The organism is Pseudoxanthomonas koreensis, assembly GCF_010093225.1.
Classification (GTDB): domain Bacteria; phylum Pseudomonadota; class Gammaproteobacteria; order Xanthomonadales; family Xanthomonadaceae; genus Pseudoxanthomonas; species Pseudoxanthomonas koreensis.
Genome location: NZ_PDWM01000010.1, coordinates 27,902 through 44,442 on the forward strand (window position 1 = coordinate 27,902; position 16,541 = coordinate 44,442).

The following is a 16,541-nucleotide window of genomic DNA, read 5'->3' on the forward strand; positions in this document are numbered from 1 at the left end:
CTACAGGGGGCTCCTACAAGGAGGGGCGGGCCATCGGGCGCGGGGTCAGCGACGGCCGGCTTCGATGAAGCGCAGGAATTCGGCGCGGGTGCGCGCGTCTTCGCGGAAGTTGCCGAGCATCTTCGAGGTGACCATGCTGACCCCGCGCTTGTGGATGCCGCGGGTGGTCATGCACTCGTGCGCGCCTTCGACCACCACGCCCACGCCCAGCGGGTGCAGCACGTCCTGGATGCACTGGGCGATCTGCGCGGTCATCTTCTCCTGCACCTGGAAGCGACGCGCATAGGCTTCCACCACCCGCGCCAGCTTGCTGATGCCGACCACTTTGCCGTCCGGCAGGTAGCCGACGTGGACCCGGCCGATGATCGGCGCCATGTGGTGCTCGCAGTGGCTTTCGTACTCGATGTCGCGCAGCACGATCATCTCGTCGTAGCCGGCGACCTCCTCGAAGGTGCGCTCCAGGTAGCCGCGCGGGTCTTCACGGTAGCCGCTGAACCAGTCGCCGTAGGCCTCGGCCACGCGCTTGGGGGTGTCGAGCAGGCCCTCGCGCGAAGGATCTTCACCGGCCCAGCGCAGCAGGGTACGCACCGCTTCTTCGGCCTGGTCCCGGGTGACGGGGGCGGACTTGTCCTGGTCGGTCATGGCTCGGGCACCGATGGCGGGGGCATGCATCGTACCCGAGTCGCACCGGCCAGCCGGTGTTTGCGCCGTGCGTCGCCGGCGGACCCCGGGAGTCCGGGCGCCCACGACCGCGTCCATGCCGCCGGCAACGTCCGCCCGCAGCGCCCGGCGGGATCGGTCGGGGCATGACCATCCGCATGGTCCATGGCCGCCGGTTGGGCGCAGAATCGGCTGTCCCTTCATCCGAGACTCCGCCGTGCGCCCAGCTTCCGCCTTGACCCCCCTGGCCCTCGCCCTGTCGCTGGCCCTGTTCCTGCCCGCCTGCTCGAAGCCGGCCGGCGACGCCGGCTCGCCGACCGCAACCGAATCCGCCGCCGCGACTCCGGAGCAGATCAAGGCCGAGTCCGAACGCCTCAACACCTGGTTCGACGCCAAGTACGAAGAGCAACTGCAGTTCAGCCCGATCCAGCTCTCGTTCCAGGGCCGCAAGGAACTCAACGACCAGATCGACGACATGTCCGAGGCCGGCTTCCGCAAGCAGCTGGCCTGGATGGAGGCCTCGGTCAAGGAGATGGAGTCCGGCTTCGACTACAACAAGCTCGATCCGGAGACGCAGCTGTCCTGGAACCTGTGGAAGCGCCAGTACGAAAGCGCGCGCGACGGCGTGCCGTTCCTGGCCGACGGCTACCCGTTCGACCAGATGAGCGGCATGCAGAACCTGGTGCCGACCTTCCTGATCAACTTCCACAAGGTCGACGGCGAGAAGGACTACCTGGCCTACGTCTCGCGCCTGCAGAAGGTGCCGGTGGCGTTCGACCAGCTGCTCGAGCGCACCGGCGCGGCGACCGCGCAGGGCATCCGCCCGCCGAAGTTCGCCTACGAGGGCGTGATCGACCAGTCGAAGAAGGTCGTCGCCGGCGCGCCGTTCAGCGACGGGCCGGACAGCGCGCTGTGGGCCGATGCCCAGGCCAAGGCCGATGCGCTGGCGAAGGATGGCAAGGTCACCGCCGAGCGCGCTACCGAGCTGAAGGAACTGGCGAAGAAGGCGCTGCTGGAGAACGTGGCCCCCGGCTACGCGAAGGTGATCGCCTTCGCCGAGGGCGAACTTCCCAAGGCCGCGGTCAACGCCACCGGCGTCGGCACCACCCACCCGAACGGCAAGGCGTACTACGAGTACCAGCTCCGGCAGAACACCACCACCGACATGACCGCCGAGCAGATCCACGAGCTCGGCCTGGCCGAAGTGGCGCGCCTGCGCGGCGAGCTGGAGGCGCTACAGAAGAAGATGGGCGTGGAGGGCGACCTGCAGGCGTTCTTCGAGCACGTGCGCCACGATCCGGCGCGGGTCTACCCGAACACCGATGCCGGCCGCCAGGCCTACATCGACCAGGCCACCGCCGACATCGCCAACATCAAGACCCACCTGCCGGAATACTTCGGCCTGATGCCCAAGGCCGACCTGGTGGTCAAGCGCGTGGAAGCGTTCCGCGAGCAGCCCGGTGCCGCCCAGCACTACTACCCGAGCACTCCGGACGGCTCGCGCCCGGGCGTGTATTACGCGCACCTGTCCGACATGAACGCGATGCCGAAGACCGAGCTTGAAGTCATCGCGTACCACGAGGGCCTGCCGGGCCACCACATGCAGATTGCGATCGCCCAGGAACTGACCGGCATCCCGAAGTTCCGCACCCAGTACAACACCACCGCCTACGCTGAAGGCTGGGGCCTGTACTCGGAGTGGCTGGCCAAGGAGATCCCGGGCACCTACACGACCGACTACGCCGAGTTCGGCCGGCTGATGTCGGAGATGTGGCGCGCGATCCGCCTGGTGGTGGACACCGGCATGCACGCCAAGGGCTGGACCGAGCAGCAGGCGATCGAGTACTTCACCGCCAACAGCTCGGTCCCGGCGGCGGCGATCAAGTCCGAAGTGCAGCGCTACCTGGTCAATCCGGGCCAGGCCACCGCCTACAAGATCGGCATGATCAGGATCCAGGAACTGCGCCGGAAGGCCGAGGCCGAACTGGGCGACAAGTTCGACATCCGCGGTTTCCACGACGTGATCCTCGGCGGCGGCGCGATGCCGCTGGACCTGCTGGAGCGCCGGGTGGACACCTGGATCTCGGAGAAGAAGGCCGCCGCGTAACTCCTGCGGCCGCGGAAGCAAGCTAACGAGGGGCAGGCCATGGGCCTGCCCCTTTCCTTTGGCGGCGACGGCGCCATGCCATCCGGGCATGGCTGGCATGCCGGCGGCCCCGGCGGCTAGATTCGCCACGGATGCCGCAGGAATGCCGATGACCACCCGCCGAGACCTGTTCAGGACCCTGGCTGCCGGCGCGGTGGCCGCACCGCTGTCCGCGCTTGCCGGAAGCATCGCCACGGCCGCTCCCGCCACCCCGGGCGAACCGTGCGTGCCGGTGCCGCCACGCTGGCGCCGCGGCGTGGAAGACCAGCGCCGCGCCGACCTGGGTGATGGCACCTTCCTCAACCCGATCGTCGCCGGCGACCGCCCGGACCCGACCATCCTCAAGGATGGCGACGATTACTACATGACGTTCTCGTCGTTCCGCGACGTGCCCGGCATCGTCCTCTGGCACTCGACCGACCTGGTGAACTGGACACCGCTCGGCCCGGCGCTGCGGCAGTCGCTGGGCGACGTGTGGGCGATGGACCTGTGCAGGCACGGCGACCGCTACTACATCTACCTGCCGGCCAATCCGGGCGACAAAGGCTGGCGGATCTTCGTGATCTGGACCGACGACATCCGCGGCGGCCGCTGGAGCGCTCCGGTGGACCTGGGCATCGAGCACTGCATCGACCCGGGCCACGTGGTCGGCGAGGACGGCAAGCGCTACCTGTTCGTCAACGGCATCCGCAAGGTGCGGCTCACCGACGACGGCCTGGCCACCGACGGCGAGCTGGAGATGGCCTACGAACCATGGCGCTATCCGGAGGAATGGATCACCGAGAACTTCGCCCCGGAAGGTCCCAAGCTGTTCTGGCGCGATGGCTGGCTGTACCTGGTCACCGCGGTGGGCGGCACCGCCGGGCCGGTCACCGGGCACATGGTCATCGCCGCGCGCTCGCGCTCGGTGCACGGGCCGTGGGAACACTGCCCGCACAACCCGCTGGTGCGCACGCTGTCGACCGCCGAACCGTGGTGGTCGCGCGGCCATGCCACCGTGGTCGAAGGACCGGGCGGCGATGCCTGGATGGTCTACCACGGCTACGAGAACGGCTATCGCACGCTGGGCCGGCAGGCGCTGCTCGAACCGGTCGAATGGGACGCCGATGGCTGGTTCCACGCAAAAGGCGGCGACCTTTCGCGGCCGCTGCGCAAGCCGGTGCCCGCATCCACGCCAACGGCCGGCACCGCGCTGTCCGACGACTTTTCCAGCGACCGGCTCGGCACGCAGTGGTGCCTGTTCCAGCCGGGCACCGACGGCCTGGCGCGGATCAGCCGCACGGGCGGCGCGCTCGTGCTGGCCGGCGCCGGCACCTCGCCGGCCGACAGCGCGCCGCTGCTGTGCACGCTGGTCGACCGCAGCTACGAGATCGAAGTGACCGTGGAGGTGTCCGACGATGGCGAGGGCGGCCTGCTGCTGTTCTACAGCCACCGCGCCTTCGTCGGCCTGGGCTTCACGCCGGAGACGGTGAAGACCTTCCAGTACGCCGAGGAACATCCGTGGGCGCGGGTGCCACGCCCGGGCAATGGGCCGGTCCGCGTGCGGCTGAGCAACGACGCGCACGTGCTGACCTGGCGTTACTCGTTCGACGGCGGCCGCAGCTGGCGGCTGCATCCCACGCGCATGGAAGTGTCGGGGATCCACCACAACGTGTTCGGCGGCTTCCTCAGCCTGCGCGCGGGCCTGTACAGCGCGGGCCGGGGTGCGGTGCGCTTCCGCGACTTCCGTTACCGCGCGTTGCCCGGTCCGGTCCACGCCTGAGCGAAGCTGGCGCCCGGCGCCGAGGGCAGGTGCACGGAGCCACAGGCTGCACCACAATGGCCGCGACCTGACGGGGATGCCGCATGAACGAAGGATTCCGCGTACTCGTGTACGCCACCGTGTTCGCGGTGCTCGCCGGCTGGGTGCTGTACCTGGGCCGCGACATCCTGGTGCCGATCGTGTTCAGCGTGATGGCGATGTACGTGATCCTCGGTTCGGCGCGGCTGCTCGAACGCGCGCCGGTGATCGGCCCGGCGCTGCCGCCGCGCCTGCGCTACGGTCTTTCGGCGCTGGCGATGCTGGCGGCGCTGCTGCTGCTGGGCTGGCTGGTGATGGACAGCGTGGACGCGCTGGTCGCGCAGGCACCGCACTACCAGGCGCAGCTGGTGGCGCTGGCGCAGCGCGGCGCGACCGTGCTGGGCCTGGAATCGGAGCCGAGCTGGGAGACGATCCGGCGCGGCGCGCTGGATCGCTTGAGCCTGCAGAAGCTGGCCGCCTCGCTGCTGCTGTCGCTGGGCGCGATCCTGGCCGGGCTGACCGTGATCGGCCTGTACGTGGTGTTCCTGATGGTCGAGCGCGGCCACTTCGATGCCAAGGTCGCCGCGCTGTCTGACGATCCGGCGCGCGTGGCCCAGGTGCGCCGCATCGTCACCGACATCAACCACCGGATCGGCACCTACCTGGCGCTGAAGACCCTGCTCAGCCTCCTGCTGGGCCTGGCCAGCTGGATCATCCTGGCGGCGATGGGAGTGGAACTGGCCGGCTTCTGGGCACTGCTGATCGGGCTGCTCAACTACGTGCCCTACATCGGCTCGGTGCTGGGCGTGGCCCTGCCGGCGCTGTTCGCGCTGCTGCAGTTCGGCGACCTGAAGACCGCGCTGCTGCTCGCCGGCGGGCTGTCGGTGGTGCAGTTCCTCAACGGCAACCTGCTCGACCCGTACCTGATGGGCAGCTCGCTCAACCTCAGTCCGTTCGTGATCCTGGTCTGCCTGACCGTGTGGACCGCGCTGTGGGGCATGGCCGGCGCATTCCTGGCGGTACCGCTGACCGCGTGCCTGGTGATGGTGCTGGCCGAGTTCAACGGCGGGCGGCCGATCGCGGTGCTGCTGTCGAAGAAGGGCGAGGTCTGAGCGCAGGCGGCAGCCGCGACACAGCCCGCGTCGACCGCGTTATTCCGCCGCCACCGGGGCGCTGAAACTTCCGCTGTACTTTCCCGAGCGGTCGAAGCAGCAGGAAGGTCCAGTCGGCGACGTCCGGCTGCGCCGGGCGCAACAGGCGCGCCTTGAAGCGGATGGGTCCGGTCGGGGTGGCCATGGCTGCAGGATAGCGGAACAGCCATACCAGCTATCCATACTTGAAATCGTAAAGAAATATGGCGCTATGTGCTTGTTAAGGTATTGAATATAAAAGATTTGACTGTCCTTATTCGTGGTTGTATCGTTCTTCAATCGTAAATAAATGTTCTTCGATGGCCCGCCCACTCGCCACGACCGTTCCGGACCTGTTGGCCCTGCTGGCCTCGGGCGATCCGGTCCCAGCGTCCCGGCTGCTGGCCCTGCTGGGCATCAGTCGCCCGGTGTTGTCGCGGCTCGTGCGCGAGGCGGGTACGCGGGTGCTGCGGCTGGGCAAGGGCCGTGCCACGCACTACGTGGCACGGACCGGCACCGATGCCGACAGCACATGGCCGCTGTGGCGCATGCGCGCGGACGCGACCGTGGAAGAGCTCGGCACCCTTTACGTGCTGCAAGGCGAACGGTTCCAGTTCCAGCCCCAGGCGGACCGGCCGAACCTGACTCGCGCGGTGGATACGATCGCCGGACACTTCCCCAGCCTGCCCTGGTTCCTGGATGACCTCCGGCCACAGGGCTTCCTGGGTCGCAACTTTGCCCACCGCCGCGGCGCGGAACTGGGCGTGCCTACCGACCTCAACCGCTGGCAGCTGCGCGACACGCTCCTGGCCATCACCCGCACCGGCGGCACCGGCATCGGCGACCTGCTGCCAGGCAGCCGTGCGCTGGAGCTGGCGCTGGCCGAGCTCGACGCGGCCTCCGATGCGGTCGCCGCCGATGCGCGCGCGCGCCGCTATTCGCATTGGGCGGACGACGCCCTGGCTGGCGAGGACATCGGCTCCTCGCCCGGCGGCGAACAGCCGAAGTTCACCAGTACCGTCAGCACTGCACATGGCCGCTACGCAGCGCTGGTGAAGTTCGCCGTGCGCGACAGCGGGCAGGCCGCCACGCGCTGGGCGGACCTGCTGGCCTGCGAACAGCTGGCGCTGGAAAGCCTGCGCGAGGCCGGCCTGCCCGCATCGGAAGCGGAGCTGGTCCAGGCTGAGCGCCACCTGTGCCTGGAAGTGCGGCGCTTCGACCGCACGCCCGACGTGCTCGGAAGGCGCGGCTTCGGATCGTTGCTGGCACTCGACGCGGCCTTCGTCGGCAGCGGTGCGCGCGACTGGTCGCTGGCCGGCGAGCAGCTGGTGGCACTGGGCTGGATCGACGCGGCCACCGCAGCCGACATGGCCGTGCTGCACTGGTTCGGCCGGCTGATCGGAAACAGCGACATGCACCCGGGCAACCTCGGCTTCCATCTGGTCGATGCCGGTCCGCTGCCCTTGGCACCGGCCTACGACATGCTGCCGATGTACCTGGCGCCGTCGCGGACCGGTGCGGTGCGACCAGTCGCGCCGATCACCCCGCGCCCGCCCGAGCGTACCGGGCAGACACCCCACATCACTCGGGCTGCGGAAGCGGCGCTGCGGTTCTGGGAGCACGTTGCGGAGGCAACGTCGATCCAGTCCGAGGAAATCCACGCGGTAGCCGCTGCCAATCGCGAAATCGTGGCGAGGTTTGCGCGCACGTTCCAGTAACGGGGGGCCGCGGCCAGCCCTGCGGATCGCCGCGGTTTCGCAGGTACCCGGTCAGCGCCCGGTTTTTTCACCCCCCAACCGCCACGCCAGCCCGGAAATCCGGCTGGCATGACGCGACAATGCGGTGGCGAGGATGTCCGGGCTGGCGGCCAGGTGCAGTTCGTGGCAGGCGCGGGTGAGGCCGGTGTAGACCAGTTCGCGCGAGAGCACGCGGCTGTCGCTGGTGGGCAGCAGCAGCCACACCGCATCGAACTCCGAGCCTTGCGCCTTGTGCACGGTCATGGCGAAGGCGCTGTCGTGGCGCGGCAGGGTCGCCGGGTGGAAGGCGCGCGGCTGGTCGGGCGCGTCGCCGGGGAACCAGGCCGCCATCTGGCCGTCGGCGTCGCGCAGGCAGATGCCGGTGTCGCCGTTGAACAGGCGGTGGCGGTAGCTGTTCTCGGTGATGAGCAGCAGGCGGCCGTGGAAGAAGGCGCCGTCGCCACGCGCGTGGCGGGCATGGCTGCGCACCGCCGACGCGGCCAGACGGCCGGTGAGCAGCGCTTCGATCCGCGTGTTGAGGGTGCGCGCACCCTGCGGGCCTTCGCGCACGGCGGTGAGCAGGCGCAGTTTGGCGGCACAGGCCAGTGCGGTAGCCGGGTCGGGTGCATCGGCCAGTGCGGCCCAGTGGGCGAGCAGGCGCTCGCGCTGGGTGGCATCGGCGAGCGGATCGGCCAGGGCGGGGTGGTAGTGCACGCCGTTGAGCTGGCCGGCATGCAGCAGGCGCAGCGCTTCGCCGGTGTCGCCTGCGCGCACGGCGGCGGCCAGCGGCGCCAGGTCCAGCGCGTCGGACTGGCGCCTGCCACGCAGCAGGTGCACGTGGCGCGCGGGGAATGCGCTGCGAGTGCTGTTGATGGGTGCGGTGTCGAGGGTCGCGGTGTCGCTGCCTGCTGAGTCGATGGCCGCGGCATCGATGTCTCCCAGCAGCGGGCGCAGCGCGCTGGCGTCGTCGGCGGCCAGGCGCAGGCCGTCGCCGGCGGCGGCGAGGATGCCGCTGAGCACATCGCCGGCCTCCACCGAGGGCAGCTGGTCCGGGTCGCCGAGCAGGATCAGACGCGCGCCGTCGGGCACGGCTTCGACCAGCTTGGCCATCAGCGGCAGGTCGATCATCGAGGCTTCGTCGACCACGATGAGGTCCTGGTCCAGCGGATTGCCGGCGTGGTGGCGGAACTCCGAAGAATCCCGGCGCGTGCCGAGCAGGCGGTGCAGGGTGGAGCCGCTGGTGGAAAGCGGCGCGAGCAGGCCGGCGTCGATGCCGTCCGCAGCGAGCAGTTCCGTGGCCTTGCGCAGGCTCTCGGCCATGCGTTCGGCCGCGCGCCCGGTGGGCGCGGCCAGGGCGATCCTCGGCGCGCCAGCGCCGGTGGCCGCCGCGCGCGCAACCAGCAGCACCAGCAGGCGCGCGATGGTGGTGGTCTTGCCGGTGCCCGGGCCGCCGGTGACCAGCAGCAGGCGCTGGCGCAGGGCCACGGCGGCGGCGCGGGCCTGGCGGTCGTCGCCGCCGGCGGCCTGCGGGAACAAGCATGCGAACAGCGGCGCCAGCGCGGCGAGCGCGGCCTCATCGACGGCATCGACACCACCGAGGCGCTGCAGGCCGGCGGCGAGGCGGCGTTCGTATTCGCGGTAGCGGCGCAGGTAGAGCAGGCCGTGTTCCAGCACCAGCGGCGCATCGGCGGCGGTTTCGGCGTCGCCGGCCTGCGGGGTGGCGATCCAGGGCGAGGCTTCGAGGATGCGCTGCCATTCGCCGGCTGCGGGCCACGGCACCTCGGCATCGACCAGGTCGAACGGATGCGTGGGGCGGAAGCCGGCATGGCCGGCGGACACCGCCAGCGATGCCAGTGCCGCGGCGGCGGCGACTTCATCGGGCGTGTCCGGATCGAGCCGGCGCAGGCTCAGGCCCAGCGCGTGGTCGACGGTACGCAACTGGCCGCGCAGGGCATCGAGCAGGCTCATGCCGCCGCCTCCTGCGACTGGCCGGCGAACAGCGCGTCGACCGCGTGCAACAGTTCCGGCGCGAAGCGCCATGCCTGCACGCCGGGTGAATCGACCTGGCTTGCATCGAGCCCGCGGCAGAACAGGTAGCGCACGCCGCCGAAATCGCGCGCGTAGTCGTACCCGGCACCAAGGTGGAAGCGCAGCCAGCGGTGCAGGGCTATCGTGTAAATCAGCGCCTGTAGCGGGTACTCGCTATGCTCCATCGCCTCGTCCATGGCGGCGGCGTGGTAGGCGGGCAGGCGGTTGGACTTGTAGTCGAGCACGTACCAGCGGCCGTCGTGGACATAGGTGAGGTCGATCAGGCCGGTCATCAGGCCTTCGAGCTGGCGGCGGCCGCCGAAGCCCTGGCGCGTGCGCAGCAGGCCATGCGCGTGGAGCAGGGCGAGCAGGCGGTCGATGCGAGTGGGCGCCAACGCGAACTGGAACTCGATTTCCGGGCGGCGCTGCGGCTCGGGCACGTCGGCCAGGCGCGTGCCTTCGGGCAGGGCCACGGTGAGCGCCTGCCCGGCCAGTGCGGTGAGCAGGCCGGTGCCGGCTTCGACCTCGTCGGCGCCGTAGCCGCCGCGGCGCAGGGACTCGACGATGCGTCCGTGTTCGCCGGCGGGTGCCGGATCGCCGGGTCGCCAGTCGCGCCAGGCGGCGGAATCGGCGGTCTCCAGCACTTCGTGCATCACCACGCCGAAACGCGCACCGGCGAAGCGTGGATCGAAGCCGTCGTCGGCGCTGGCGGTTTCGGTGACGGCGTCCGCTTCGCCAGGCTCGTCGCGACCGCTGGCCGCCGGCTGGGGCGCCGCGCTGGAAGGATCGTGGCCAGTGTCCGCGTTGGCCAGCTGGGTGAAGCTGTAGACCCACCAGTCGCTGGCCAGCGTGCGGGTCGCACGACGCACCGGCGGCACCTCGCCCTCGGCCTGAGGCGGCAGCCAAGGCAGTGCGGCCGGCGGCGGCTCCTGATCGATGACGATGCTGCCGCGCGCGCGCGCGGCCAGCGCGGCCGGGTCCTGCACCATCGTCCACAGCGGCGACTGCGCGTGGCTGTAGAACGCGCCGGTGGCCAGCCACAGCGCGTCGCGGGCGCGGGTCAGGCCAACGTAGAGCAGGCGTGCGTCCTCGGCTCGCTGGGCCCGCTTCCAGGCGTCCACGGCCGGCTCCCAGCCGCTGGTTTCCGCCTGCAGCTTCCAGTGCAGCACGCGGCCTTCGCCTTCGTGCACGACCACCCGGCGCCCGGCGTCCGGCGGCTTGCCGCCGATGCCGGCGTAAGGCAGGAACACCAGCGGGTATTCCAGGCCCTTGCTCTTGTGCAGGGTCACCACCTGCACGCGGCGCGCATCCGACTCCAGGCGCAGCAGCTGCGCATCGTCGTCGGCACTGGCCGCGGCGATGACCTGCTCCAGCCAGTCGACCAGGCCGTGCAGAGCCGGTGCGTGGCGCTGCGCTTCCTGCAGCTGTTCGGCCAGCTGCAGGTAGTTGGTGAGGCGGCGCTCGCCGTCGAGCAGGGCGAGCAGGCGGGTGGCATGCCAGGCGCACAGCTCGTTGACCAGGGCCAGCGGGCCGCCGCGGTCGAAGCGTTCGCGCCAACCGAGCGCGGTGTCCTGCCACTGGCGCAGCGCCGGGCTGTCGTCCTTGAGCGCGGAGAGGCGTTGCGCGTCCTCACCGACCAGCACCGTCGCCAGCGCCGCGCGCAGGCGCGACTCGTCGCCACCATGCAGCAGTGCTTCCAGCAGCACGTGCAGTTCGTGCGCCTCTGCGGTGGCGAACAGGCTCTGCTTGCCCGCGGCCACGGCGGGGATGCCGACCCGGGCCAGCGCCTCGCGAATCATCGTGGCCTCGCGATGCTTGCGCACCAGCACGGCGATGTCGCCGGGCTGTACCGGGCGGCCATCGATGGTGGCGCGGCCGGCGCGGGCATCGCCCAGCACCGCGTGGATCGCAGCCACGCAGGCGGCGGTGGCCAGTTCGCGCGACTCGCCGGCCTTGTGCGCCTTGTCCTTCGGTGGCGGCGCCTGCCACAGCACCAGCGCCGGCGCGGGGACGCCGGCGCGCAGGTAGTCGCCGTCGGCACGCTTGCCGCCGGGCTGGACCGCGTGGAACTCGATGCGCTCATCGACGAACGGCGGCGACAGCTTGTCATTGCTACGGGCCGCGGCATCAGCCTGCGCGTACAGCGCCTCGATCGCGCCGAGCACGGCGGGGCGGGAGCGGAAGTTGTGCGACAGCGGCGGCGCCTGCTCGGCGGTGGCGCGCGCAGCCAGGTAGGTCTCCACGTCGCCGCCACGAAAGCCGTAGATCGCCTGCTTCGGATCACCGATCACGAACAGCGCCGGATCGTCGCTGCCGGCGCCGAACACGCGGTCGAAGATCTTCCACTGGCGCGGGTCGGTGTCCTGGAACTCGTCGACCAGGGCGATCGCGTACTGCGCGCGCAGCTGCTGGGCCAATGCGGCGGTGTGCGGGCCGTCCAGCGCGGCGGCGACGCGGTCGATCAGGTCGTCATAGGTCTGTACCTGCAACTGCTGCTTGTGCGCGGCCAGGCGCCTGCGTGCGTCTTCGCGGATGCGGTGCAGCAAGGTGGCGCGGCGCGCCTCGCGGTAGTCGCCCATCGCGGCCAGCGCCACGGCGTAGCCCTCCACCGCGGTGCACAGCGGCGAATCGGGCGTGCGCCCGGCTGCGGCCTTGAGGGTGCGCGCCTGCAGGGTCTGCCGCTGCAGCTGTCCCAGCTTGCCGTGCGTGAACGGCTGCCGCGGGTCGCCAGCCGCGCACCAGCGGCGCAGCGCGGCGAACAGGTCCTCGATCCATTCGACCTTGTAGCTGTTCGCGTTCAGGACCTTGCCTTCGACCGCCGCCAGCAGCGACTCGCGGAAGCCTTCGGCGTGGGTGCGCGCCGATTCCACCAGCGCTCCGGCGGCGGCGTGCAGCAGCGACGTGGGGTCCGGCAACGGAGCGGGCGGTGGCGGCAGCAGCACCGCTTCGCGCACCAGCAGCGACAGGTCCTGCGCCAGCGCCTTGTGGCCCTGCGACCACAGGGTGGTGAGGTCCTCGACGCTGTCATCGTCGCGGGCATGCGCGCGCCACAGGTCGGCGGCGATGGCCTCGCGCAGGGCCTGGTCGTTGGCCAGCAGTTCCTGGGCGTGGAAGCCCTGGCCGCTTTCCAGCGCGTGCTCGCGCAGCACCCGCGCGCAGAAACCGTGGATGGTGAACACCGCGGCCTGGTCGATGCCGTCGGCGGCGGCGCGCAGGCGGCGCGCCACCTGCTCGCGTGCTTCGCCACTGCTCGCGACGTGCGCGTCGATCAGCGCAGCGGTGAGCGTAGCCTCGGGACTGGCGCCGTCGTACGGCACGCCGGCAGCGATGCCGGCGGCCAGCAGCAGGCGCCGGCGCACGCGGGCACGCAGTTCCTGGGTGGCCGCTTCGGTGAAGGTGACGGCGAGGATGCGCTCGATCGGCAACGCGCGTTCGAGCACCAAGCGCACCACCAGCGTGGCCAGGGTGAAGGTCTTGCCGGTGCCGGCCGAGGCCTCGATCGCGCGCACGCCGGACAGCGGCAGCGACAGGTAGGCGTCCTGCGCACTCATGCCGCGTCCTCCGCGTCCCAGGCATCGGCCAGGCCCCGGAGGGCTTCCGCATCCACGCCTTCGTAGACCCTGCCTTCCACGACCGCGGCGAACACCACCATGGTGGTGTCGGCGAACCGCAGCAGCATCGCGTCGTCGGCGAACGGATCGCGCCCGCGCAAGGCCAGCCGCAACGCCGGGTCCTCGCCTTCGGCGAAGCCCCGGCCGTTGCCATGCCACTTCGCGCTGGCCTGCTTCACCGCCCTGGTGAAGTTGTCGCTGCAGCAGTACAGCTCCCAGCTGCTGTAAGGCGCGAACGGCAGCGGTTCGCGCAGGCCCTGCGCGCGCAGTTGCAGCAGGCGGCCCAGCGCCTGCCGGGCCTGCGCCGGCGGCAGCGGCTCACGGATGTGCGGGCCCGGCCCCTCCTTCGTTTCGTGGAACTCGACCAGCGGCAGTGCCAGGCCGGCCGCGGACGCCAGCAGCCAGTCCAGGCCGTGGCGGATCGAAGACGGTCCATTGGGTTCGCCGAAGCGCAGGCGGGCCAGGCCGTGCGGCCAGGCGTTCCCGATCCGGCCCTGCAGGCGCACGCCATCGATCTCCAGCCCGGGCAGCACGAGCGACTGCGGTTGCGCATCGCCACGCCAGCCCCGGAAGGCTTCCGCGTATGGCGCCAGCCCGCCACGCAACACGGCCAGCACGCGCCGGCCCGACGCACCCGAAGGCAGCAGGCCACGGGCACGCAACAGCGCATGGGTGGCGGCGGAATCCTCGTCGCGCAGCAGCGCTTCGAACACGGCCTGCTGCAGGTGCATCTTTTCCAGGCCGGTGCCGGGCGCGGACAGCGGTTCGATGTCTTCGCCGGCTGCCTCCACCTCCGGCAGCTGCAGTCCCATGCGGCGCACCAGCGCGCGCGCCGGATGCCGCAGGAAGCGCTGCAGTTCGTCGACCTGCAGCGCAGGCGCGGACTCGTCCGTGATCGCAGGCAACGCCTCGCCGGCGAACCATGGCGGCAGTGCGATGCGGCGGGTTGCCGGCTGCGCGGCGGCGTCGCGCCAGGCCTCGCGATAGGAGAAACGGCGCGATTCACCGCTGGCGCCGAACGCGGCCGGCGAGAACGGCTGCAGCGGGTGGCGCACGACCAGTTCGCGCGCGGCGGCCTCCGGATCGGCGTGATGCGCCTTCGCCACGTCCACCAGCTCGGACACCAGCACCGATGATTCGCGCTCGCTGCCGTCGCGTGGGTCATTCCCGATCCAGCTGACATAGAACACGTCCTGCGCGGCGACCATCAGCTGCAGGAACAGGAAGCGGTCGTCGTCGCGGGTGGAGCGGTCGCCGGGGCGGCGGCGGTCGCTGCCCAGGGCGGCGGTGAGCCGGTTGAGCCCGGCGGCCGGATCGCGCCGCGGGAACTCGCCATCGTTCATGCCCAGCACGCACACCACCCGGAACGGCAGCAGCCGCATCGGCACCATGCGGCCGACGCTGACGCCGCCGGTGAGCAGCGGCGCGCGGGGATCGGCCTCGGCCAGCGCGTCGGCGAAGTGCGCGCGCACCGCCTCGGCCGGCACCGGCGCCTCGTAGCCGGCGCGCGCGGCGGTGGCGGCGAAGGCGTCGACCAGGCTGCGCAGGCGGTCCAGCGCTCGCTGGGTGGCCGGGTTCGAAGGCGCCCGCGGCAGCAGTGCGTCGAGCAGGTGCAGCAGGCGGTCGCGCCAGTGCGCCGGCGGCATCGCTTCGCCGAGCACGCGCGCATGCAGGGCGAGCACGCGCAGCAGGCGGACGAGGGTATCCAGCGCATCCAGGGCGCCGCCTTCCAGCTCCGGCAGCGGCGCCAGCACCTGGCCACCGGGCAGCAGCACCGGCGCGTCGCTGCCGGTGGCGTGGCCCAGCAGCAGGCGGTCCAGGGCGAAGGCCCAGGTGTAGGCCTCGTCTTCCGGCGCATCGAAACCGGCGCGATGCCGGGCATCGATACCCCAGCGCGCACCGGCCTGCTCCAGCCAGGACTGCAGCCGTTCCAGTGCCGGCGCATCCAGGCCGTTGGCCTCGGCCAGCGCCGGGCTGGACAGCAGGTCCAGCACTTCATGCAGGCCGAAGCGCGAGACCGGCAGCGCCAGCAGGCGCAGGAACACTTCGGCCAGCGGCTCGTTGGCCAGCGGGCTGGCATCGGCCAGCGCGTAGGGAATGGCGTCGTCCTGGCCACGGCGGCCGAACACCGCGTCCAGGTACGGCAGGTAGGGATCGATGTCCGGCGCCAGCACCGCGACCTCGCGCGGCTGCAGCGGCGGATCGAAGCGCGGATCGTCGAACAGCCCGCGCAACTGGTCGTGCAGCACCTGCAGTTCGCGCAGGCGGGTGTGGCAGGCGTGCAGCTGCAGGCTCGGGTCGCCGCGATCGACCTCGTCGCGCGGCGGGAAACCCGGGGCGGCGCGGCGATGGAACAGGTCCGACTGCAGGCGCCGCAGCAGGCCGGGCGCGGCACCGGAGCCGGCGTTCCCTGCGCCAGCTTCCGGGGGTCCGCCAGCCCCGGCCCCAGCCGCTTCCAGTGCCGGCACGGCGCCCGGGTCGACATTCGCCTGCAACTCCGCCGAGGCGTGCACCACCTCGTAGTCGCCGACCATGCGCATGAAGTCCACGCCGGCCGCGCCCCAGCGCTGCAGCAGCGGGTGCTCGCCGGCGTCCTCCGCAGCCTCGCCGCGGCGCTGGCGCTGCAGGTCGCCCCAGTAGTCGGCCACCGGCGAGGGCACGAACAGGTGCAGGCTGCCGACCCGCGCCTGGGTGGCGATCACCCGCAGCACGTCCGGCGAGACATTGAGCGTGGCGAAGGCCGACAGCCGCGGCGGCAATCCCCGTGGCAGCGGCCCGTCGTGCGCGCCGAAGCGCTCCAGATACTGCTGGATCCGTCGCGCCCGGTGCGCGCGGCCACTCGCCACGCGGCGCCAGAGGATTGCCTGCGGATCGTCGCGGTCGGCACCGGCCTCCCAGCGCAGCAGCCAGTCGCGGCGCCAGGCCTGGTACTTCTCGAACACCCCGGCCAGCTCGCCGGCCAGCGCCCACGCCCGCAGCGGATCGCCGCCGCCAGAACGCGCGACGTGCTCTCCGTAGAGCGGGGCTTGCCCCGCTGCCTCCCCGCCACCGCCCACATGCGCCGCGATGGCCGCCATTCCCGGCATCGCCAGCACCGCCGGATCGGTCAGCGCCGCATACAGGTGCCAGTGCAGCATCGCCGCGTCGAGCTCATCGCGCGTGGCATCGCGCACGATGGCATCGGTAGCCTGTTCCGGCCCGGGGTTCGCCGCCAGCGCGCGGCCGACGAATTCGCCGGGGGTGAGGAACTCGATGTTCGCCGCCACTCCGTGCGCAGCCGCCAGCGTGGCCTGCAGCCAGCGCCGCATCGCCACCTGCGGGATCAGCACCACCTCCGGCGCCAGCAGCGGCTGCCCCGGCGCCGGTTCGCGCAGCACTTCGGCGAGGATCCCGGCGAGCACGTCCAGCGCGTTGGAGTGGTAGAGGCGGAAGTCCGGGGCGGCCGTCATC

The 16,541-nt window shown here is 71.4% G+C and carries 8 protein-coding genes; 4 read left to right on the plus strand and 4 right to left on the minus strand.

All coding sequences use genetic code 11. The features are described from left to right. Nucleotides 1-45 precede the first annotated feature (45 nt). Nucleotides 46-642 carry a GTP cyclohydrolase I FolE gene (gene folE / locus CSC64_RS04810; RefSeq protein WP_162434187.1) on the minus strand — a complete coding sequence of 199 codons (597 nt, stop codon included), beginning with the start codon at nucleotides 640-642 and terminating at the stop codon, nucleotides 46-48. Nucleotides 643-895: 253 nt separating this feature from the next. Between folE and CSC64_RS04815 the strand changes: the two genes are divergently transcribed. From CSC64_RS04815 to yjjJ, 4 genes are all read left to right on the plus strand, one after another. Beyond that, on the plus strand, nucleotides 896-2,767 hold the full coding sequence (locus CSC64_RS04815) for a DUF885 domain-containing protein (RefSeq protein WP_238389762.1): 1,872 nt from the start codon (nucleotides 896-898) through the stop codon (nucleotides 2,765-2,767). A gap of 142 nt (nucleotides 2,768-2,909) precedes the next feature. Next, nucleotides 2,910-4,568, plus strand: coding sequence for a family 43 glycosylhydrolase (locus CSC64_RS04820; RefSeq protein ID WP_162434189.1), 1,659 nt, complete (start codon nucleotides 2,910-2,912; stop codon nucleotides 4,566-4,568). 83 nt (nucleotides 4,569-4,651) lie between these two features. Next, nucleotides 4,652-5,698, plus strand: a complete 1,047-nt coding sequence (locus tag CSC64_RS04825) for an AI-2E family transporter (RefSeq protein WP_162434190.1) — start codon at nucleotides 4,652-4,654, stop codon at nucleotides 5,696-5,698. 338 nt (nucleotides 5,699-6,036) lie between these two features. Then, complete coding sequence (yjjJ, locus tag CSC64_RS04830) at nucleotides 6,037-7,434, plus strand: type II toxin-antitoxin system HipA family toxin YjjJ (RefSeq protein WP_162434191.1); 1,398 nt, start codon at nucleotides 6,037-6,039, stop codon at nucleotides 7,432-7,434. Between the two features lie 51 nt (nucleotides 7,435-7,485). Here yjjJ and recD read toward each other — a convergent pair whose 3' ends face one another. The 3 genes from recD to recC are packed head-to-tail and all read right to left on the minus strand — an operon-like array spanning nucleotide 7,486 to nucleotide 16,540. Continuing rightward, the gene (recD, locus tag CSC64_RS04835) at nucleotides 7,486-9,420 is read right to left on the minus strand and encodes an exodeoxyribonuclease V subunit alpha (protein ID WP_162434192.1); all 1,935 of its coding nucleotides are present in this window, start codon (nucleotides 9,418-9,420) and stop codon (nucleotides 7,486-7,488) included. Then, complete coding sequence (recB, locus tag CSC64_RS04840; protein ID WP_162434193.1) at nucleotides 9,417-13,031, minus strand: exodeoxyribonuclease V subunit beta; 3,615 nt, start codon at nucleotides 13,029-13,031, stop codon at nucleotides 9,417-9,419. The genes recD and recB overlap by 4 nt, the downstream gene beginning before the upstream one ends. Further along, nucleotides 13,028-16,540, minus strand: a complete 3,513-nt coding sequence (gene recC / locus CSC64_RS04845; RefSeq protein ID WP_162434194.1) for an exodeoxyribonuclease V subunit gamma — start codon at nucleotides 16,538-16,540, stop codon at nucleotides 13,028-13,030. Before recC ends, recB begins: the two co-directional genes overlap by 4 nt. Between the last annotated feature and the right edge of the window lies 1 nt (nucleotide 16,541).

Coding starts and splice junctions, on each gene's coding strand:
- folE (WP_162434187.1), bottom strand. CDS start 642: ATGACCGACCAGGACAAGTCCGCCCCCGTCACCCGGGACCAGGCCGAA.
- CSC64_RS04820 (WP_162434189.1), top strand. CDS start 2,910: ATGCCGATGACCACCCGCCGAGACCTGTTCAGGACCCTGGCTGCCGGC.
- CSC64_RS04825 (WP_162434190.1), top strand. CDS start 4,652: ATGAACGAAGGATTCCGCGTACTCGTGTACGCCACCGTGTTCGCGGTG.
- yjjJ (WP_162434191.1), top strand. CDS start 6,037: ATGGCCCGCCCACTCGCCACGACCGTTCCGGACCTGTTGGCCCTGCTG.
- recD (WP_162434192.1), bottom strand. CDS start 9,420: ATGAGCCTGCTCGATGCCCTGCGCGGCCAGTTGCGTACCGTCGACCAC.
- recB (WP_162434193.1), bottom strand. CDS start 13,031: ATGAGTGCGCAGGACGCCTACCTGTCGCTGCCGCTGTCCGGCGTGCGC.
- recC (WP_162434194.1), bottom strand. CDS start 16,540: ATGACGGCCGCCCCGGACTTCCGCCTCTACCACTCCAACGCGCTGGAC.